19 protein-coding genes are annotated in these 19,661 nt (G+C 71.7%); 8 read left to right on the top strand and 11 right to left on the bottom strand.

Annotated elements, in window-relative coordinates; all coding sequences use genetic code 11:
• Nucleotides 1-25 precede the first annotated feature (25 nt).
• Nucleotides 26-751 (top strand): ABC transporter ATP-binding protein, encoded by a 726-nt coding sequence (locus AC1DDU_RS00585; RefSeq protein ID WP_477430688.1) that lies wholly within the window; start codon nucleotides 26-28, stop codon nucleotides 749-751.
• A gap of 14 nt (nucleotides 752-765) precedes the next feature.
• On the opposite strand, the gene AC1DDU_RS00580 is transcribed toward AC1DDU_RS00585, so the two are convergent.
• Nucleotides 766-1,755, bottom strand: a complete 990-nt coding sequence (locus AC1DDU_RS00580) for an SDR family oxidoreductase (protein WP_477430687.1) — start codon at nucleotides 1,753-1,755, stop codon at nucleotides 766-768.
• Nucleotides 1,756-1,857: 102 nt separating this feature from the next.
• On the opposite strand from AC1DDU_RS00580, the gene AC1DDU_RS00575 reads away from it, so the two are divergent.
• On the top strand, nucleotides 1,858-3,201 hold the full coding sequence (locus tag AC1DDU_RS00575; RefSeq protein ID WP_477430686.1) for an FAD-binding oxidoreductase: 1,344 nt from the start codon (nucleotides 1,858-1,860) through the stop codon (nucleotides 3,199-3,201).
• 54 nt (nucleotides 3,202-3,255) lie between these two features.
• Here the strand turns inward: AC1DDU_RS00575 and gndA are convergent, their stop codons facing one another.
• Nucleotides 3,256-4,704 (bottom strand): NADP-dependent phosphogluconate dehydrogenase, encoded by a 1,449-nt coding sequence (gndA, locus tag AC1DDU_RS00570; protein ID WP_477430685.1) that lies wholly within the window; start codon nucleotides 4,702-4,704, stop codon nucleotides 3,256-3,258.
• Nucleotides 4,705-4,892: 188 nt separating this feature from the next.
• On the opposite strand from gndA, the gene AC1DDU_RS00565 reads away from it, so the two are divergent.
• Entirely contained in the window at nucleotides 4,893-5,441 is a 549-nt protein-coding gene (locus AC1DDU_RS00565; protein WP_477430684.1) for a gluconokinase, read from the top strand.
• Here AC1DDU_RS00565 and AC1DDU_RS00560 read toward each other — a convergent pair.
• Nucleotides 5,426-5,548 (bottom strand): hypothetical protein, encoded by a 123-nt coding sequence (locus AC1DDU_RS00560; protein WP_477430683.1) that lies wholly within the window; start codon nucleotides 5,546-5,548, stop codon nucleotides 5,426-5,428. The two genes, AC1DDU_RS00565 and AC1DDU_RS00560, sit on opposite strands and share 16 nt — an antisense overlap.
• Before the next feature lie 283 nt (nucleotides 5,549-5,831).
• On the opposite strand from AC1DDU_RS00560, the gene AC1DDU_RS00555 reads away from it, so the two are divergent.
• Together AC1DDU_RS00555 and pth are read left to right on the top strand one after the other, a co-directional pair.
• A complete protein-coding gene (locus AC1DDU_RS00555) occupies nucleotides 5,832-6,467 on the top strand; it encodes a 50S ribosomal protein L25/general stress protein Ctc (protein WP_477430682.1) in 636 nt (211 codons plus the stop codon).
• Nucleotides 6,468-6,574: 107 nt separating this feature from the next.
• The gene (gene pth / locus AC1DDU_RS00550) at nucleotides 6,575-7,159 is read left to right on the top strand and encodes an aminoacyl-tRNA hydrolase (protein ID WP_477430681.1); all 585 of its coding nucleotides are present in this window, start codon (nucleotides 6,575-6,577) and stop codon (nucleotides 7,157-7,159) included.
• A 16-nt stretch (nucleotides 7,160-7,175) separates the two neighbouring features.
• Here pth and AC1DDU_RS00545 read toward each other — a convergent pair whose 3' ends face one another.
• Nucleotides 7,176-7,838 (bottom strand): hypothetical protein, encoded by a 663-nt coding sequence (locus tag AC1DDU_RS00545; protein WP_477430680.1) that lies wholly within the window; start codon nucleotides 7,836-7,838, stop codon nucleotides 7,176-7,178.
• Between the two features lie 105 nt (nucleotides 7,839-7,943).
• Here AC1DDU_RS00545 and mfd point away from each other — a divergent pair, with 105 nt between their 5' ends.
• Nucleotides 7,944-11,576: a transcription-repair coupling factor gene (gene mfd, locus AC1DDU_RS00540; RefSeq protein WP_477430679.1), complete on the top strand. Its 3,633-nt coding sequence runs from the start codon at nucleotides 7,944-7,946 to the stop codon at nucleotides 11,574-11,576.
• 24 nt (nucleotides 11,577-11,600) lie between these two features.
• On the opposite strand, the gene AC1DDU_RS00535 is transcribed toward mfd, so the two are convergent.
• The 4 genes from AC1DDU_RS00535 to AC1DDU_RS00520 form a co-directional block, all read right to left on the bottom strand.
• The gene (locus AC1DDU_RS00535; RefSeq protein WP_477430678.1) at nucleotides 11,601-12,548 is read right to left on the bottom strand and encodes a DUF1214 domain-containing protein; all 948 of its coding nucleotides are present in this window, start codon (nucleotides 12,546-12,548) and stop codon (nucleotides 11,601-11,603) included.
• Between the two features lie 93 nt (nucleotides 12,549-12,641).
• Nucleotides 12,642-12,968 (bottom strand): DUF1048 domain-containing protein, encoded by a 327-nt coding sequence (locus AC1DDU_RS00530; protein WP_477430677.1) that lies wholly within the window; start codon nucleotides 12,966-12,968, stop codon nucleotides 12,642-12,644.
• A 1-nt stretch (nucleotide 12,969) separates the two neighbouring features.
• Complete coding sequence (locus AC1DDU_RS00525) at nucleotides 12,970-13,326, bottom strand: DUF1048 domain-containing protein (RefSeq protein WP_477430676.1); 357 nt, start codon at nucleotides 13,324-13,326, stop codon at nucleotides 12,970-12,972.
• A complete protein-coding gene (locus tag AC1DDU_RS00520; RefSeq protein WP_477430675.1) occupies nucleotides 13,323-13,649 on the bottom strand; it encodes a PadR family transcriptional regulator in 327 nt (108 codons plus the stop codon). Before AC1DDU_RS00520 ends, AC1DDU_RS00525 begins: the two co-directional genes overlap by 4 nt.
• A 121-nt stretch (nucleotides 13,650-13,770) precedes the next feature.
• Between AC1DDU_RS00520 and AC1DDU_RS00515 the strand changes: the two genes are divergently transcribed.
• Nucleotides 13,771-14,523: a methyltransferase domain-containing protein gene (locus tag AC1DDU_RS00515; protein ID WP_477430674.1), complete on the top strand. Its 753-nt coding sequence runs from the start codon at nucleotides 13,771-13,773 to the stop codon at nucleotides 14,521-14,523.
• A 19-nt stretch (nucleotides 14,524-14,542) separates the two neighbouring features.
• On the opposite strand, the gene gdhA is transcribed toward AC1DDU_RS00515, so the two are convergent.
• Complete coding sequence (gdhA, locus tag AC1DDU_RS00510) at nucleotides 14,543-15,901, bottom strand: NADP-specific glutamate dehydrogenase (protein ID WP_477430673.1); 1,359 nt, start codon at nucleotides 15,899-15,901, stop codon at nucleotides 14,543-14,545.
• Between the two features lie 134 nt (nucleotides 15,902-16,035).
• On the opposite strand from gdhA, the gene AC1DDU_RS00505 reads away from it, so the two are divergent.
• Nucleotides 16,036-16,635, top strand: coding sequence for a gamma carbonic anhydrase family protein (locus AC1DDU_RS00505; RefSeq protein ID WP_477430672.1), 600 nt, complete (start codon nucleotides 16,036-16,038; stop codon nucleotides 16,633-16,635).
• A gap of 67 nt (nucleotides 16,636-16,702) precedes the next feature.
• Here the strand turns inward: AC1DDU_RS00505 and AC1DDU_RS00500 are convergent, their stop codons facing one another.
• Together AC1DDU_RS00500 and AC1DDU_RS00495 are read right to left on the bottom strand one after the other, a co-directional pair.
• Nucleotides 16,703-16,873, bottom strand: coding sequence for a hypothetical protein (locus AC1DDU_RS00500; RefSeq protein ID WP_477430671.1), 171 nt, complete (start codon nucleotides 16,871-16,873; stop codon nucleotides 16,703-16,705).
• A 58-nt stretch (nucleotides 16,874-16,931) separates the two neighbouring features.
• The gene (locus AC1DDU_RS00495; protein ID WP_477430670.1) at nucleotides 16,932-19,604 is read right to left on the bottom strand and encodes a phosphoenolpyruvate carboxylase; all 2,673 of its coding nucleotides are present in this window, start codon (nucleotides 19,602-19,604) and stop codon (nucleotides 16,932-16,934) included.
• Nucleotides 19,605-19,661: the final 57 nt, after the last annotated feature.

The following is a 19,661-nucleotide window of genomic DNA, read 5'->3' as shown; positions in this document are numbered from 1 at the left end:
CGACACCGACGACAGGAGAGCCGACATGACCATGACAGACACCGCAGCGGGGTGGACAGCGGATGCCGCGCCCCCGGCGCTGTACCGCCTGACCGGCGTCACGCGCACGTACACGCAGAAGGGGAGGGTGGTCAGGGCGCTGGCCGGGGTGGATCTGGAGATCCGGGAGGGCGACTTCGTCACCATCCAAGGGCCGACCGGCGGCGGCAAGTCGACACTGCTGCAGCTGCTCGGCGCCCTGGACCGCCCCACCACCGGGTCGGTGCATCTGGGAGAGATCGACGTCGCGACGGCGAGCAACGGCGAGCTCGGCCGCATCCGCGCGCACGAGATCGGGTTCGTGTTCCAGGGGTTCAACCTGATCCCCACCCTCACCGCGCACGAGAACGTCGACATGGCGCTCGAGCCGCTCGGCCTGGCGAAGGAGGAGCGCGCGGCGCGGGTCGCCGAGGCGCTCATGCACGTCGGCCTCGCCGAGCGCGCCGATCACCGGCCGGGTGAGCTGTCGGGCGGTCAGCAGCAGCGCGTCGCGATCGCCCGGGCGATCGTCAAGCGCCCGCGCGTGATCCTGGCCGACGAGCCCACCGGCAACCTCGACGAGAGCATGCGCGACGAGATCCTCGCGGTGCTGCGGGCGCTCAACGACGAGGGGCTCACCCTCATCGTCGTGACGCACGACTCGGCCGTGGCGCGCCGCGCGCGGCGCCGGCTGCGGCTGGACAAGGGCACGGTGCAGGACATCACCCGCTGACCGTTCGGGGGCGATCAGCCCGCTGCGCGGGCATGGGCCGCGATGCGATCGAAGACCGCGTCGCGGCCCTCGTCGACCTGCTGGGCCTCCGGGTGCGCGTCGTAGTACGCGAGGATGCGCCGCGCGCCCTCGTCGAACGTCACCGTGGTGCGGAACTCCGGCACGAGCGCGCGCACCTTCGACGCGTCGAACAGCATCGAGTGCGCCTTGTCGCCGATGAGCCCCGGACCGAGCTCCGGGGCGAAGGCGGCGATGGTGTCGGAGGCGACGTGCACGAGGTCGGGGGAGGCCACGCCCGCGGCATCCGCGAGCCAGCCGTAGATCTGGTTCCAGGTCGGCGCGTGCGTGCCGGTGATCGTGAACGCGTCGCCGATGGCGGCGGGGTTGCCCAGCAGACCGGTGAAGGCCACGGCGAAGTCGTCGGCGTGCGTGATGGTCCACAGGCTCGTGCCGTCGCCGTGCACGATCACGGGACGACCGTCGCGCATCCGGGCGATGTCGTTCCAGTGGCCGAGGGTCGGCAGCAGCCGTTCGTCGTAGGTGTGGGACGGGCGGATGATCGTCACCGGGAGACCGCGCTCGCGGTGCGCGGCGACGAGGACGTCCTCGCAGGCGATCTTGTCGCGCGAGTACTGCCAGAACGGGTTGCGCAGCGGCGTCGACTCGGTCACCGGCAGCAGCCGCGGCGGCTTCTCGTAGGCCGAGGCCGAGCTGATGAAGACGTACTGCCCGGTGCGTCCCTCGAAGAGGTCGAGGTCGGCGGCGACGTGGTCGGGGGTGAACGCGAGGAACTCCGCGACGACGTCGAACCGGCGATCGCCCACGGCCGCCCGCACCGCGGCCGTGTCGCGGATGTCGGCCTCCAGCAGCTCGACCTCCGGCGGGAGCGGGCGCCGGGAGCTGCCGCGGTTGAGCACGCTCACCCGGTGCCCCTCCGCGACCGAGCGACGCACGCACGCCGCGCTGATGGTTCCGGTTCCGCCGAGGTAGAGGATGCTCGCCACGGGCCGAGCCTACGCCCGCCGACGGTTGCGCCGCCGTGGCACGGGGCTCGCTGAGGGCGAACACCCTCCCGGATGTCGGCGGCCGGGCCTAGCGTGGCCGTCATGACCAGCGATGATCTCAGCACGGCCACCGTCGGCACCGTCATCCGTCCGGGCGATCCCGACTGGGAGTCGGCCCGCCGTTTCCACTCCGGCATCGGTTCGCCCGCCGCCGTCATCCGCGCGGCCTCCGTCGACGACGTGCGCGGCGCGCTCCGCTACGCCTCCGCCGAACGCCTCGAAGTGATGATCCGCGGCGGCGGTCACAGCGCGTGGGGCGAGGTGCCCGGCGGCCTCACCCTCGACATCTCCGCCCTCGACGACATCTCCGTCGACGGCACCCGCGTCCGTGTCGGAGGCGGTGCCCGCTGGGGCGCCGTCGCCGACGAGCTCGCCGCGCGCGGCCTGGGGCTGAGCTCGGGCGACACCGCGTCCGTGGGCGTCGGCGGCCTCACCCTCGGTGGCGGGATCGGCTGGATGGTGCGCGCCTGGGGGCTCGCCGCCGACCAGCTGGTCGGCGCCGAGGTGGTGACGGTGCGGGGCGAGGTCGTCGAGGTGACCCATGCCACGCACCCCGAGCTGCTGTGGGCCCTGCGCGGCGGCGGCGGCAACTTCGGCGTCGTGACGCGGTTCGACTTCGAGGCGCACCCGCTCGACGGCGTCGTCCACGCCGTGTACGGCGTGGAGGGCGACGCGCGACCCATGCTGGAGGCGCTGCGCGACCTGATGGCAGACGCCCCGCGCGAGCTCACCGTGACCTACATGGACGTGCCGCCGATGGACCCCAACGCCCCCGCCGGCGCCTCGATCACGGCCGTCTGGATCGGCACCGACGAGGCGGCCGCGCGCCGCGCGCTCGCACCGCTCGCGGCCGCTCCCGGCGTCGTCCAGCGCGAGTTCGGCGTCCAGGCCTACCCCGACGTGCTGATGCACACGCCCGAGTTCGATCCCGACCAGCCCATGCCCGGGTTCGTCGGCGGCAACACGCTGCTGCGCGCCCTCGACGACGACGCCATCGACCGGCTCCTCGCGTTCCGCGCGCAGTACCCCGCGTCGGTGGCGTTCCTGCGCTCGCTGGGCGGCGCGTTCGGCGACGTCGCGCAGGACGACACGCCCTTCCCCGCACGCGACGCGACGTGGTTCGCGATGGCGGGTGCGTTCGACGTGCCCGGCATGCTCGACGACGCCTCGCGCGCCCGTGCCCTCGCCGACTGGCAGGGGATCGAGGCGCTCGGTGCGGGGGTCTACGGCAACTTCATCGCCTCGACGGATCCGTCGTTCGCCGCCCGGATGTACCCCGACGCGACGATGCAGCGGCTCGCGGACGTCAAGCGCGCCTGGGACCCGGGCAACGTGTTCTGCCGCAACCACAACGTGCCGCCCTCGCCCGACGGGCACGCGGCCTGAGACGACGAGGGCGGACCCCGTGGGGGTCCGCCCTCGTCGTATGCGCGGCCGGCGTCAGTGGGTGTCTTCCGCCTCGACCTCGGTGCGGTCGCCCGACCACAGCGTGTGGAAGGTGCCGTCCTTGTCGATGCGCTTGTAGGTGTGGGCCCCGAAGAAGTCGCGCTGACCCTGGATGAGCGCGGCCGGCAACCGGTCGGCGCGCAGGCCGTCGTAGTACGCCAGCGAGGACGAGAACGCCGGCGACGGGATGCCGGCGGTCGCGGCGGTCGCCACGATGCGGCGCCAGGCGTCCTGGGCGCGATCGAGCGCGTCGACGAAGTACGGCGCGGTCAGCAGCACGGCCAGGTCGGGGGTCGCGGCGTACGCGTCGGCGATGCGGTTGAGGAACTGGGCGCGGATGATGCATCCGGCGCGCCAGATCTTCGACACGGCGCCGAGATCGATGTTCCAGCCGTACTCGGCCGCACCGGCGCGGATCTCGTCGAAGCCCTGCGAGTAGGCGACGATCTTGGAGGCGTACAGGGCCAGGCGCACGTCCTCGATGAACGCGTCGGCGTCTTCGACGCGCAGCGCCTCGGCGGGTCCGGGCAGGTCGCGCGAGACGGCACGCTGCTCGGGGTGGCTCGACAGCGAACGGGCGAAGGTCGCCTCGGCGATGCCCGAGACCGGGACGCCGAGCGACAGCGCGGTCTGCACGGTCCACGCGCCGGTGCCCTTGGCGCCCGCCTGGTCGAGGATGACGTCCACGAGCGGCGCGCCGGTGGCGGCATCCACCTGTCGCAGCACCTCGGCGGTGATCTCGATGAGGTACGACTCGAGCTCGCCGCGGTTCCACTCGGCGAACACCTCGGCGATCTCGGCCGGCGTCTTGCCGGTGCCGCGGCGGATGAGGTCGTACGCCTCGGCGATCAGCTGCATGTCGGCGTACTCGATGCCGTTGTGCACCATCTTCACGAAGTGGCCGGCGCCGTCGTGGCCGATGTGCGTGACGCACGGCTCGCCCTCGGCGACCGCGGCGATCGAGCGCAGGATGGGGCCGAGCGTGATCCACGACTCGTCAGAGCCGCCGGGCATGAGCGACGGGCCGAGCAGGGCTCCTTCTTCGCCGCCCGAGACGCCCATGCCGACGAAGTTGATGCCGGTCTCGCGGACCGCCTTCTCGCGGCGGATCGTGTCGGTGAACAGCGCGTTGCCGCCGTCGACGATGATGTCGCCGGGCTCGAACACCTCGACGAGCGCGTCGATGACGGCATCGGTCGGTCCGCCGGCCTTGACCATGATGATCGCCGTACGGGGCTTCTGCAGGGACGCCGCGAACTCGTCGTACGAGAACGCCGGCACGAACCCGGCTTCGGGGTGCTCGGTGAGCAGCTCGTCGGTCTTGGCGCGGCTGCGGTTGTACACCGCGACCGTGTTGCCCTCACGCGAGGCGAGGTTGCGGGCGAGGTTGGACCCCATCACCGCAAGACCCACCACGCCGATGTTCGCTGCGTTCTCGGACACTCGAGCTCCTGTCGTCGTTCGTGATTCAGCCTAGAGTCTGGCCTGTCCGTGTTACACGAGATGGCCGGCTGCTCACCTCGCCGTGCGCACGGGTGTGAGCGGCACTCGGGCCGACAGATCGAGCCTAGCCCGGGCGCCGGCGCCGGCCACCGGTCGGCATCGCCTCGCGCGGGCAGTACGGTGGCGGGATGACGGCATCCCGCATCGTGGTGATGGGCCCGAGCGGCTCCGGCAAGTCCGCGGTCGGTGCCGCGCTGGCCGCGCACCTGGGGATGCGGTTCGTCGACGCCGACGATCTGCACCCCGCGCAGAACGTGGCGAAGATGGCCGCGGGCACCCCGCTGGACGACGACGATCGGATGCCGTGGCTCGACGTCGTGGCGCAGACGCTGGCCGCCCCGCAGCAGCCGGTCGGCGGGGACGCGGCATCCGTCCCTCCGCCCGGCGGGGGAGTGGTGATCGCGTGCTCCGCGCTCGCACGGCGGTACCGGGAACGCATCCTCGCCGGGGCGGCGGGGACGGTGTTCGTCGAGCTGCGCGTGCCCGAGCGGGAGCTCGCGCGGCGCATGGGTGCGCGCGACCACTTCATGCCCCCGGCGCTGCTCGCCTCGCAGCTGCGGGCGCTCGAGCATCTCGAGCCCGACGAGCCGGGCGTGGTCGTCGCGGGCGATCCGGCGCTCGGCGAGGTCGTCGATGCGGCCGTCGTGGCGCTGGAGCGGTATCAGTCCTTGCGGTAGGCCTGGCGGCCGAGGCTCCAGAACGCGAGCACGGTGCCCACGGTGCCGAGCACGGCCAGCCCGCCGATGAGCCAGAAGATCGCGTGGCTCCAGAAGCCGTAGTCCATGGGGTTCCTCCGGGTGAGCGGGAAGCAGGTGCGTTCCTCATCGTAGCGGGGGCGCTGGTAGACTCGTGTCGAACTTCGGCGAGGGATGCCTCGCGCCCGGCGATCGCGTCGGGTCGCAGCATCCGTGATCGACGCGGTGATGCCGGCCCCAGGGCTTTCCTCACGCGTGCGCGTTCGAGTCGAAGACATCCCCAATACCCGGGCCCGCCACAGCGCAGGCCGATTCGGACCGGCGCCCCGCGCCGCCCGCAGAAATGGGCCCCGCGCCCGCAAGGAGAATCCCATGTCGAACGAGCCCGACACCAAGGTCCACGCCGAGTTCCGCGAGAGCTTCGGAAAGGGCTTCGCCCGCCGCCTCCGCGCCGCCGGCAAGATCCCCGCCGTCATCTACGGCCACGGCACCGACCCGGTGCACGTCGCCCTCCCGGGCCACCAGGTCGGGCTGCTCGTCCGCCGCGCCAACGTGGTGCTCGAGCTCGACCTCGACGGCAAGACGCAGCTCACGCTCGTCAAGGACGTCCAGAAGGACCCGGTGCACCAGATCATCGAGCACATCGACCTCCTCGTCGTGAAGAAGGGCGAGAAGATCCAGGTCGACGTCCCCGTCCTCGTCCAGGGCGAGCCCTTCGCCGGCACGATCGTCAACCTCGACGCGCAGAGCGTCGCGCTCGAGGTCGAGGCCACCCACATCCCCGAGCACATCGAGGTGGACGTCGAGGGCCTCGAGGACGGCACCCACATCACCGCCGCCGACCTGAAGCTGCCCAAGGGCGCGACGCTGGTCGCCGAGCCCGACATGCTCGTCGTCGCCATCTCGGTGCCGGCCGCGACCATCGCCGCCGAGGACGAGATCGCCGAGGCCGACGCCGAGGCCGCCGCCGAGCAGTCCGAGGCTTCGGAAGAGGCCGCCGCGGAGTAATCCCGCTTCACTGTCGGACGAGGGGGTGCGGATGCCGCGCCCCCTCGTTCTGGTTTTCACGACGGGCCCGCGCCGTACGCGCCGAGGGCTCGGGCAGGATGGATGACATGGCACAGGCCTGGCTGATCGTGGGACTGGGCAACCCCGGACCCCGCTACGAGTCGACGCGGCACAACGTCGGACAGCTCGTCGTCGACGAGCTCGCGGCACGCCGCGGCGAGTCGTTCAAGGCGCACAAGGCGAACGCGCGGGTCGTGGAGACGTGGCTTCAGCCCGGCGGTGCGAAGCTGATCCTGGCGAAGCCGAACACGTTCATGAACGTCTCCGGCGGCCCGGCCGCCGGCCTGGCGAAGTTCTACGGCATCGACCCCGAGCACGTCGTCGTGGTCCACGACGAGCTCGACATCCCGTTCGACACGATCAAGCTCAAGGTCGGCGGGGGGCACGGCGGTCACAACGGCGTGCGCGATGTCGCGAAGGCGCTCGGGACGGCCGACTTCCCGCGCGTGCGCGTCGGCATCGGTCGCCCGAACGGCCGCCAGGACCCCGCCGACTGGGTGCTCGACCCGTTCGGCGCCACAGAGCGCAAGAACCTGCCGATCCTCCTTGGCGACGCCGCCGACGCGGTCGAGCAGCTCGTCGGCGAGGGCCTGCTCGCCGCGCAGCAGAAGCACCACGCGCCGCGCGTCTGACGCGGCGCCCCGGCGGTCAGCCGCCGATGCCGGTGCCGGCCGCGAGGCCGGCTGTGAGGAACCCCTGGACCACGGCGCCGAAGGCGACCGGGCCGAGGGCTGCCACGACGACGGCGGCGATGCCCGCACCACGTCCGCGCGCGGTGACGATGGCGATGACGCCCTGGATGAGCGCCCAGACGCCCAGCGCCGTGCCGACCCAGAACGAGACCTCTCCCAGCAGCACCCAGTCGCGCACCGGGGTGAGGATCGACCAGTCGAAGTCGGCGTCGATGGGCCGGGTGGCGATGCCCTTGCCTGCGCCGAGGCCGATGCTGAAGCTCGCGATCGCGGCGAAGATGCTCGCGCCGGCGGTCGCGACGATCGCCACGACGAGGGCGATGATCCCGAGCGTGGCGCTGCGCTTGGCCGGTGGGGCGGCGCCGAACGCCGGCGCGGATGTCGCACCGGGCGCCGCGTAGCCCACCGGTGCCGCATACCCGGGCGGCGGCGCGTACGCACCTGCGGGCGGAGCAGGCCATCCCGCCGGCGGCTGCGCGGCATTCGGGACCGGTGCCCCGGCGGGGGCGCCGGCGGGCGGACCGAAGGGAGCCGCGCCGGGCGCGGCCCAGGTCTGCGGCTGCGCGGGCGGGGTCGCCGGAGGCGTCGGGGGCTGTGCGGGGTCGCTCACGCGACTCATCCTAGGAGCCGTCCGTGCCGCCTCGTGCGCGCCTCGCGCACTCCGCCGGTGGCGACGGGTACGCGCCGCGGAGCCGGTGTCGGCGCCGGGTCGTAGACTCGTCCGGTGACAGTTCCCGGGATCGTGCGCGCCCTCGAGCAGGCTGAACCGTTCCGGGATGCCGTGACCGCGGCAGCCGTCGATGCGGACTTCTCACTCGTGGAGGGGCTCGACGCCCCGCTCCTCGCGGCCCTGCTGGAGCGCCGCCGTTCTGCGGGCAAGCCGCCCGTGGTGCTCCTCATCGCCCCCACCGGGCGCCGGGCCGAGTCGCTCGGTCCCGCCCTGGGCGCCCTGCTGCCCGGCGCCGAGGTCCTGCACTTCCCGGCGTGGGAGACGCTGCCGCACGAGCGGCTGAGCCCGAGTGCCGAGACCGTCGGCGCGCGCCTGGAGATCCTCACGCGCGTCGCGAACTGGGACGCCGCGACGCCGCTGGTGATCACGGCCTCGGTGCGCGGTGCGATCCAGCCTCTCGCGGCCGGGCTGACCGGCATCCCTCCCGTGGAGCTCGCCGTGGGCGGCCGCGGGCACGACCTCGTGGCCGTGTCGGCACGGCTGGTCGAGCTCGCCTACCACCGCGTCGACATGGTGTCGCGGCGCGGCGAGTTCGCCGTCCGCGGCGGCATCCTCGACGTGTTCCCACCGACCGCCCCGCACCCCTATCGCGTCGAGTTCTTCGGCGACGAGGTCGACCAGATGCGCGCGTTCTCGGTGGCCGACCAGCGGTCGCTGCCGGGGGAGGTGCGCGAAGTCACCCTGCTGCCCAGCCGCGAACTGCTGCTGACCGATGCCGTGCGCGGCCGCGCGCGACAGCTCAAGGACGAGTTCCCCGGGCTCGCGGGCATGCTCGAGAAGATGTCCGAGGGCATCCCGGTCGAGGGCATGGAGTCGCTGCTGCCTGCCGTCGTGGACCAGCTCGTGACGGTCGTGGACTATCTGCCCGAAGGCTCGGCGGTCGCGCTGATCGATCCCGAACGCGCTGTGACGCGCGCCATCACGCTCGGCGAGACGAACCGCGAGTTCCTCGACGCGGCGTGGAGCGCGGCGACCGCCGGGGCGAGCACGCCGATCGACCTGGGGGCGGGCGACTTCCTCTCGCTGCCCGACCTGCGCACCGCCACGCACGCGCGCAGCGGCGTGTGGTGGACCTTCAGCTCGTTCGACTCCGGGCAGGCCGACGCGGCCGCCGAGGGGCTGATCGACGACGACATCGACGTCGCGCTCGAAGCCGCCGCCGCGATCCGTGTGCCGGGGTCGGCGGTCCCGTCGTTCCAGGGCAACGTCGAGGGCGCGACCGAGCACGTCGGCGCCCTCCTCGCCGACGGCTGGCGGGTCGTGGTCGCGGCATCCGGAGTGGGACTCGTCGAGCGCGCCCGCGATGTGCTGGCCGAACGCGGCATCGCGGCGCGCAAGGTCGAGGAGGTGCTGCACGCGCCCGAGCCCGGCGTGGCCCACGTGGTGCTGAGCGTGCTCGAGCGAGGATTCGAAGCGCCCGACGCCAAGCTCGCCGTGCTCACCGAGTCGGAGTTCTACGGCCGCACGATCGGCGGCGACAGCCGGGTCGTGAAGAAGCTCGCCTCGAGGCGCAAGGCCGTCGTCGACCCGTTGCAGCTCAAGGCCGGCGACTACGTCGTGCACGCCACGCACGGCATCGGCAAGTTCGTCGAGCTGACGCAGCGCGAGGTGTCCAGCGGCGGTCGCAACGCGGTCAAGAGCGTGCGCGAGTACCTCGTGCTGGAGTACGCGCCGTCCAAGCGCGGCTACCCGGGCGACAAGCTGTTCGTGCCCACCGACCAGCTCGACCTGCTGTCGCGCTACGTCGGCGGCGAGGCGCCGGCGCTGTCGAAGATGGGCGGCAGCGACTGGGCGCAGGCCAAGAGCAAGGCGCGTAGGGCGGTGCGCGACATCGCGGTCGAGCTCGTCAAGCTCTACTCGGCGCGCATGGCCTCCAAGGGGCATGCGTTCGGGCCCGACACGCCCTGGCAGCGCGAGCTCGAGGAGGCGTTCCCGTTCGCGGAGACGCCCGACCAGCTGCAGACGATCGACGAGATCAAGGCCGACATGGAGAAGCCGATCCCGATGGATCGACTGCTGTCGGGCGACGTCGGCTTCGGCAAGACCGAGGTCGCCGTGCGCGCCGCGTTCAAGGCGATCCAGGACGGCAAGCAGGTCGCGATGCTCGTGCCGACGACGCTGCTGGTCAAGCAGCATCTCGAGACGTTCACCGAGCGCTTCGCCGGCTTCCCCGTGAAGGTCAAGGCGCTCTCGCGCTTCCAGACCGACAAGCAGGCGCGCGAGGTGCTGGCGGGGATCACCGACGGCACCGTCGACATGGTGATCGGCACGCACCGGATCCTCACCGAGAAGGTGATCTTCAAGGACCTGGGCCTCATGATCATCGACGAGGAGCAGCGGTTCGGCGTCGAGCACAAGGACGCTCTGAAGAAGCTCAAGACAAACGTCGACATCCTCGCGATGAGCGCGACGCCCATCCCGCGCACGCTCGAGATGGCGGTCACCGGCATCCGCGAGATGTCGACGCTGCAGACGCCGCCGGAGGACCGGCATCCGATCCTGTCGTATGTCGGGCCGCGCAACGACAAGCAGATCACCGCCGCGATCCGCCGCGAGCTGCTGCGCGAGGGCCAGGTGTTCTACGTGCACAACCGCGTGCAGTCGATCCAGCGCGTCGCGGCGGAGCTCTCCGAACTCGTCCCCGAGGCGCGCATCGCGGTCGCGCACGGGCAGATGGGCGAGCATGCCCTCGAAGAGGTCGTCGACGCGTTCTGGGAGCGGCGCTTCGACGTCCTGGTGTGCACCACCATCGTCGAGACGGGCCTGGACATCTCGAACGCGAACACGATCATCATCGACCGTGCCGACAAGTACGGCCTCAGCCAGCTGCACCAGCTGCGCGGCCGGGTGGGACGAGCGCGCGAGCGTGCGTACGCGTACTTCCTCTACGACGACATGAAGCCGCTCTCCGAGACTGCCGCCGACCGCCTCGAGACGATCGCGGTCAACAACGACCTCGGCTCGGGCATGCAGGTGGCCCTCAAGGACCTCGAGATCCGCGGCGCCGGCAACCTCCTGGGCGCCGAGCAGGCCGGTCACATCGCCGGCGTCGGCTTCGACCTGTACCTCCGCATGATCGGCGAGGCGGTCGCCACGTTCCGGGGCGAGGAGACCGAGGGCCCGACCGAGCTGAGGCTCGAGCTGCCGGTGCAGGCGCGCATCCCCGAGTCGTACATCGACAGTGAGCGGCTGCGCCTCGAGGCGTACCAGAAGCTCTCTGCGGCGGCATCGGTCACCGCAGCGCCCGACGCGATCGACCTCGTGATCGAGGAGCTCACCGACCGCTACGGCGAGCCCCCTGCGGAGGTCGAGGGACTGCTCGCGGTCGCCCGGCTGCGCCGCCGCGCCGCCCAGGCGGGTCTGGCCGACGTCGTCGCGATGGGCCCGAACCTGCGCGTCGCGCCCGCGAACCTCCCCGATTCCATGCGCGTGCGGCTGCAGCGCCTGCACCCCAAGGCGAAGCTCGTCGCCGGCGGTGAGGCGATGGTGGTGCCGCTGCCGTCCGCCGGTGGGGAGCCGCTCGTCGACGACGAGCTCGTCGCGTGGGTGGCGCAGCTCATCGAGCAGCTGTGGCCGCCGAAGAAGACCGAGACGGATGCCGCGGCCCCGTCGCAGGCGACGGCCTGAGGCGCGCGGGGCCGACGGCGGCGCTCAGGACGCGGTGCCGTCCAGGCGCGGGAACGTCCAGGTGCCGTCGATGATCTCGGCGCGCGGCCGGTAGAGCCGCACGAGGTAGTTCCATCCCTCGGTCACCGGGATGGCGTTCGGCGTGCCCGGGGGGAAGTCGCCGAAGCGCACCGTGGTGGAGCCGTCCTCGTTGCGGGCGCCGGTGATGTTGTTGACCGTGTACATGTTCTGCTCGTTCGGCTCGAAGAAGCCCGCGGCGTTGTAGACGGAGATCGACCAGAACCCGTCGACGGGGACCTCGCCGACGGTCAGCTCGTGCCGGCCGACCGGGAGGCGCGGGTCGACGCCGATGTAGATCGCCTCGCTCGAAGGCAGGCCGCCCCACCCGGCAGCCGTGCCGATGAGGTGGCGGACGGGATCCACCTCGTCCCTCGACCCGAAGGTGCGGTCGAACGCGGTGAGGTTGCGTGCGAGGGCGAGGAGAGCCCCGCGCGTCTCGTCGAGCGAGGTCGCGTCGTAGTCGGGGTACTCGAACGGCGTGGACGAGGCCGCGGTGAGGGTGATGGCATCCTGGACGGCGGCCACCGCGACGAGGTCCTGGGGATCCGCGGGGTCGACGAGCGTGCGTACGGCCACCACGACGTACGGCGTGCCGAAGCGCTCGACCGTCAGCTCGTGGGAGCCGGCGTCGTGGAAGATCGCATCGACGAAGTGGTCCTGATTGACGACCATCGCCGACAGGTACCGGTCCCCGTGCTCGGGGAGCGTGAGGGTCGCACCGGCGGTCACGTCCACCACCGCGAAGCTGTACAGCGTGTCGCGGTTCAGCCGGATCACCGTCTGGTTGTCGATCGCGGCGGGCTGGCGGTTGTGCACGAAGCGGTTCACGCCTCCGGCCTGCGATTGGAGATCGCGGAACATGCGATCGGTCTCGGCGCGGGCGAAGTCATCGACATTCACAGGAATACTCACGACCGCGATCCTCGCACAGCCGCGGCGGGCCCGCGGTGCGCCCCACCGCGCTATGCCCGCCCCGGCGGGCATGGTCGGAGGACGCGTGCGCGGTCACCCGGCAGAAGAGTCCCGCCGGGTGCCGGCCGACGCCTGGTACAGGTCGGCGTAGGTGGGGGAGTCCTCGATCAGCGCGTCGCAGAACGCGGCGACGTCTGCGCCGGTGACCTCCAGGGCACTCTTGCCCGACGCGGCTCCCTCTTCGAAGAAGTCGACGAGATCCGCCAGGAGCGTGCCCTCGGCCAGGTCGACCGGGCCGACCTTGAAGAGGTACTTCTGGATCTCCTCGTAGACGATCCGGTAGTCGGCCGGCAGCGCCTTGACCCGGGCCACGTGCGCCCGCCACTGCTTCTTGCCTTCGATGATGTCGTGGATGCCCACGTCAGCCTCCCAACTGGTCGAGTCGCTTCGCGACGTTGCGGTTCAACTGGTCGCGCCATCTGTCGCGATAGGTGCGGCGGCCTTCGCCGCCGGCCAGGGCCTGGCAGAAGCCGGGGATGTCGTCGCCCAGCACCTCGTCGATGCCCTGGCCGTCGGCGGCGGACTCCTCGAGGAGTCCGAGTGCGCCGTCGAGGATCGCCATGAGGTTGCGCCCGGTGAAGTCGCCGTACGGCATGACACCGACCTTGATCTCGTCCCACGCCGCGCGGTACTCCGGCGACAGCGAGGCCGCGCGCGCCTCGAACGCGGTGTACTCGCGCGTCAGGTCGTTGCCCGTGATGGTGTCCCAGAAGTTCATGCCGCACCCTCCTTCAGGTGGTCGATCCGTGTGGTGACGTACTCCCATTTCGCCCAGAACCTCGCCAGCTGTGCGCGCCCGGCGTCGTTGAGCGCGTAGAACTTGCGGGGCGGACCCTGTTCGGAGGGCCGCTTGGTGACCTGGACGAGCCCGTTCTTCTCCAGTCGCAGCAGGATCGTGTACACGGTGCCCTCGACGACGTCGGCGAACCCGAGTTCGTTCAATCGCCGGGTGATGGCGTAGCCGTAGGTCTCCTCGCCGCGGATGATCTCCAGCACGCAGCCTTCGAGCGTGCCCTTCAGCATCTCCGTCAAGTCGTCCATCGTGTGCCTGTCTGCTCTGCTCGGTACTGAGTGTTACCGAGTACCACTATAAAGTAACACAGAGTAGCGAGATCGGGGAACACGGTTTGACGGAGCAGGTGCATCCCGAAACGATGGGGCCATGATCGATCAGCAGGCGCTCTGGGACGACGAGGCCGCGCAGTCGTACGACACACCCGGTGAAGGGATGTTCGCTGACGACGTGCTCGGTCCGGCCGTCGCGACGCTGGCAGAGCTCGCCGCCGGCGGCGCGGCCGTCGAGTTCGCGATCGGCACCGGGCGTGTGGCGGTCCCGCTGCGTGAGGCGGGGGTCCCGGTGTCCGGCATCGAGCTCTCGCACGCCATGATCGCGCGGCTGCGCGAGAAGGCCGACGATGCCGCGATCCCGGTCGTCGAGGGCGACATGACGACGGCATCCGCGGGCGAGGGGTTCTCGCTGGCGTACCTCGTCTACAACACCATCTCGAACCTGCTGACGCAGGAGGAACAGGTCGAGTGCTTCCGCAATGCCGCGCGCCACCTCGCACCGGGCGGATGCTTCGTGATCGAGCTGTGGGTGCCGCAGCTGCGCGCGCTCGCCCCCGGCCACGCGGGCACCGTGGAGGTCAGCGAGCCGGGGTACCTGCTCGTCGACACCATCGACACGCTGACGCAGCGGCTCACGTCGCACCACGTCCGGTTCGGGCCGGACCTCGCCGACGGGCGCGCTGCGCGGATCGGGCGATCGCCTCACCGCTACATCTGGCCGAGCGAACTGGACCTGATGGCACAGCTCGCCGGGTTCACCCGGGAGGCCCGGTGGGCCGGCTGGCGGCGCGAGCAGTTCACGGGCGAATCCACCAGCCACGTGACGGTCTACCGCCTCGGCGGCTGACCGACGGCGCGGGATCGGGTCAGATGACGCCCTGCGCGAGCATCGCGTGGGCGACGCGCTCGAAGCCTGCGCAGTTGGCGCCGGCCACATAGTCTCCGGGGCGGCCGTACTTCTCCGCGGCCTCGAAGGCGGCGTCGTGCACGTCGGCCATGATGGCGCGCAGGCGCGCCTCGCTGTCGTCGAAGCTCCAGCGCTGGCGGGCGGCGTTCTGGCTCATCTCCAGCGCCGAGGTCGCCACGCCGCCGGCGTTTGCCGCCTTGCCGGGCGCGAAGAGCACACCGGCGGACTGGAAGAGCTCGACGGCCTCGGGCGTCGAGGGCATGTTTGCCCCCTCGGCGACGGCGCGCACGCCGTTGCCGATGAGCGTGCGGGCGTCGTGCGCGTCCAGCTCGTTCTGCGTCGCGGAGGGCACGGCGATGTCGACGGGCACCTCCCACGGGCGGGCGCCTTCCATGTAGCGCGCGCCGGGCCGGCGGGCGGCGTACTCCGAGATGCGGGCGCGCTCGACCTCCTTGATCTGGCGCAGCAGGTCGACGTCGATGCCGGCGTCGTCCACGACATAGCCGGAGGAGTCGGATGCCGTCACCGCGGTCGCGCCCAGCTGACGTGCCTTGTCGATGGCGTAGATCGCGACGTTTCCCGAACCCGACACCCCGACGCGCTTGCCGTGCAGCGTCTCGCCGTGCACGCCGAGCATCTCCTCGACGAAGAACACCGCGCCGTAGCCGGTCGCCTCGGTGCGCACTTCGGCGCCGCCCCACTGCACGCCCTTGCCGGTGAACATGCCGGACTCGTGGCGGTTGGTGATCTTGCGGTACTGGCCGAAGAGGTAGCCGATCTCGCGCGCGCCGACGCCGATGTCACCGGCGGGGACGTCGGTGTGCTCGCCGAGGTGGCGGTAGAGCTCGTTCATGAAGGACTGGCAGAACCGCATGATCTCGGCATCCGACCGGCCGTGCGGGTCGAAGTCGCTGCCGCCCTTGGCGCCGCCGATCCCCTGGCCGGTGAGCGCGTTCTTGAAGATCTGCTCGAAGCCGAGGAACTTGATGATCGACAGGTTCACCGACGGGTGGAAGCGCAGCCCGCCCTTGTAGGGGCCGAGGACCGACGAGAACTGCACGCGGAAGCCGCGGTTGACCTGCAGGCGTCCTGCGTCGTCGACCCACGGCACGCGGAACATGATCTGGCGCTCCGGCTCGACGATGCGCTCCAGGATGCCGCCGTCGACGAACTCGGGGTGCGCGTCGAGCACCGGCGAGATGGACTCGAGCACCTCGTGCACGGCCTGGAGGAACTCGGGCTCGTGGGGGTTGCGGGCCTCGACGGTGTCCAGGACGAGGCGGACGGAGTCGGTCGCGGACAGCAGAGCAGACGTCATTGCGGTGGAGCTTTCGGGAAGGCCAACGGATCGTGGCGGTGGAGCTTCTTCACCCTACATACCGTCCGGAGGGTCGCCCGCGCGTATGACGGCGCTACGCTGGGGCGCATCCGCGAGAGCAGGAGGCCACGACGATGCGGTTCGAGCACCTCGGGGCGCAGCCTCGCATCCACCCTGACGCGGTCGTGGCCGAGACGGCGGTGATCAGCGGCGATGTCGAGATCGGCGCCGACTGCCAGATCCTCCACGGTGCCGTCATCACCGCCGAGGGCGGGGCGATCACCCTCGGTGAGAACGTGATCGTGATGGAGAACGCGCTCATCCGGGCGACCGCGACCAACCCGGTGCACATCGCCGACCACGTGCTGGTCGGCCCGATGGCGAGCATCTCGGGCGCCGTCGTCGAGGAGGAGGTCTTCCTCGCCACCGGCACGCGGGTGTTCAACGGCGCGCACATCGGCACCCGCAGCGAGGTGCGCATCAACGCCGTCGTGCACCTGCGCACGACGCTGCCCGCAGACTCGACGGTGCCGATCGGCTGGGTGGCGGTGGGGGACCCGGTGCAGATCCTGCCGCCGGACCGCCACGAGGAGATCTGGGCGGCGCAGCGCGAGCTCGACTTCCCCGGTTACGTCTTCGGCCTGGATCGTGAGACCCCCGACCTCATGGTGCAGCTCACCGAGCGGTACGGCCGCAGCCTCGCACGGCACGTCGACGACCGCCGCCTGGACTGACCGCGCCGCGCCACGCACAGGGGGAGGGGCGGATGCCGAAGCCTCGGCATCCGCTGTCCTGAGCCGGTCAGCCCCAGGCGAGCCCGCAGTCCCGGCAGCCGAGCTCGAGCCGGTCGAGCGTGCCGTCGTCGACGGCGGCACGCCGCTCCCAGTCGATGCGGAACCACCGGGGTTCGCGCGCCCGCACGTCGAGCGACCCGCAGGCGGGGCAGACTTCGGCGACGACGATCCGTGCCATGGGCGCCACGGTACGCCGGGGTCGCAGAGATCCCGGTCGCGACGCGCGGAGGGCCGGATCAGCCGGTGTTCTGCAGGCCCGCCGCGACGCCCGAGACCGACAGCAGCAGCAGACGCTGCAGCTCCGGGTCGACCGGCGCGCCCTCGGGGGCCTCGCGCAGCGCCCGCAGCGCGCGCAGCTGCAGCAGCGACAGCGCGTCGACGTAGGGGCTGCGCATCTTGACGGCGCGCTGCAGCACCGGCTTGTTGGCCAGGAGCTCGGTGCCGCCGGTGATCCGGATCACCCAGTCCCGCGTCTGGCGCATCTCGTCGCGCACGAGCGCTGCGAGGTCGTCGCGGTCGCCGAGCTCGAGGTAGTGCCGTGCGATGCGGTCGTCGGTCTTGGCGAGGCTCATCGCGACGTTGTCGATCAGGGTGCGCAGCAGCGGCCACTCCTGGTACGCCTGCTGCAGCAGCGCCTCGTCGCCGACGGCGTCGAGCGCCGTGCCGAGGCCGAACCAGCCCGCGAGGTTGATGCGGGCCTGCGTCCACGCGAACACCCACGGGATCGCGCGGAGGTCCTCGAGCGACTCCACCGACAGTCCGCGGCGGGCCGGCCGCGAGCCCAGCGCGAGCAGGCCGATCTCCTCCATCGGGGTGACGCGGGCGAACCAGGGAGCGAAGCCGGGCGCCTTCACGAGTGAGAAGAACCGCTCGCGGGATGCCGCGTCCAGCGTCGCGGCGATGCCGGCGTACTTCTCGGCCGCGGCGCGGTTGCGCTCCTCGTTCGACGGGGACGAGGCGAGGAGGATCGCGGCGGCGACCTGGTCGATGTGCCGCATCGCGATCGCGGGGTCGCCGTAGCGCGCGAAGATGACTTCGCCCTGCTCGGTGAGCTTGAACCGGCCGTCCACGGAGTGCGGCGGCTGCGCGAGGATCGCGGAGTTCGCGGGCCCGCCGCCGCGGCCGAGCGCACCGCCGCGGCCGTGGAACAGCGTCAGCTCGATGCCGCTCTCGTCGGCCCACGCCGCGATCAGCGCCTGCGCCGCGTACAGCGCGAGGTTGGCGGCGACCGGTCCGACGTCCTTCGACGAGTCGGAGTAGCCGAGCATGACCTCCAGGCGCCGGCCGGTGGCCTCCAGGCGCGCGGCGAACTCGGGGTGCTCCACGATCTCGGCGAGGATGCGGGGCGCCGCCTGCAGGTCGGCGAACGTCTCGAACAGCGGGATCACGTCGAGCACCGGCGGCGTGCCCTCGGGGCCGACCGCGAAGCGGGCGAGCTTGTGGACGTTCGCGAGGTCCTCGGCGGACTGCGTGAACGACACGATGTAACGGCCGGCGGCGCGCGGGCCGTAGCGTTCCTGCAGGAAGCCGATCGTGCGGATGACGTCGAGAACCTCTTCGGCGAGCTCCGACCGCGGCGCGCCGGACTCCAGCTCGGCGAGCACCTTGGCATGGACGGCCGAGTGCTGGCGCACCTCGAGCTCGGTGAGGTGGAAGCCGTACGTCTCGACCTGCCACAGCAGCTGCTGCAGGTGCCCGTAGGCCTGGCGCGGAGCCCCCGCCTGCACGAGCGAGTCCTGCACGATGCGCAGGTCGGCCAGCAGGTGCTCGGGGTCCCGGTAGGCGAGGTCGGCGCTGCGCTCACGCGTCGCCTCGAGCTTGCGGGCGACCAGCAGCAGGATGCGCCGGTGCGGCTCGTCGGGCGAGCGCTTGGCGATCTCGGTCGCGGCGTCCTCGTCGGCGGCCTTCAGCCGCTGCCACAGTGCGACGAGGGCGTCACTGGGCGGTGTGGTCGCGGCATCCAGGGTCAGTGTGCGGCCGATGCGGCTGGCGGTGCGCTCCAGTCCCAGCAGCACGTGCTCGCTCGCGATCGCAGACGCCTTGCGGGTGACGGATGCCGTCACGAAGGGGTTGCCGTCGCGGTCGCCGCCGACCCACGACCCGACGCGCACGAACGGGCGCACCACCGGAGCGCGGCCTCCGGCCGCGGGGCCCTGGAGTGCATCGTCGACGCGGCGGTAGACGTGAGGGACCGCGGTGTACAGCGTGTCGTCGAAGACGGCCATGACGGCACGGACCTCGTCGGTCGGGGCCGGCTTCTCGGGCCGCAGCGGCGCGGTGCGCCACAGCGTGTCGATCTCCTCCAGCATGCGCCGCTCGGCGCGGCGCTCGTCTGCGCCGCCGCGCGGGGAGGCGTCGTGCTCCTGGAGGAGCGTGGCGAGCCGGCGGACGCTGGTCGACACGGCGCGGCGGCGGGCCTCGGTGGGGTGCGCCGTGAACACCGGGTGGAACCGCATGCTCTGCAGGCGCTTGAGCGCGGTGTCATCGCCGACCTCGGCGGCCAGGCGCACGAACGCGGCCGCGACGGAGTCGGTGGCCTGCTCCCGGTCGGGACGTCCGTCGCGCTCGCGCAGCACGCGCACGCGCTGGTGCTCCTCGGCGAGGTTCACGAGATGGAAGTAGGCCGTGAAGGCGCGGGCGACCTCGTCGGCGCGGGCGACGGTGAACGAGTCGGCGATCTCCGCCGCGCGTGCGAACGCCTCCGGCGTCTCGTCGGTGTAGGCCTGGATGGTCGCGGTGCGCAGGCGCTCGACATCCTCGTACAGCCCGGCCGATCCGCTCTCGCGCAGCACCTGTCCGAGCAGCGTGCCGAGCATGCGGACGTCGCCGCGCATGGTCTCGGGGATCGCCTGCTCCGCCTCGTATCGGCCGACGAGGTCGATCGCCTCGGTGTGGGTGAGTTCGCGCATCTGTCCAGGCTAACCGCGCGGTGTTTCCCCGATGTCACGGTGGGCCTTGTGTGACGA

The organism is Microbacterium sp. 05T445 (assembly GCF_056395865.1).
The sequence above is the reverse complement of the archived record's forward strand: the minus strand, read 5'-3'. Positions and strand labels throughout refer to the sequence as shown.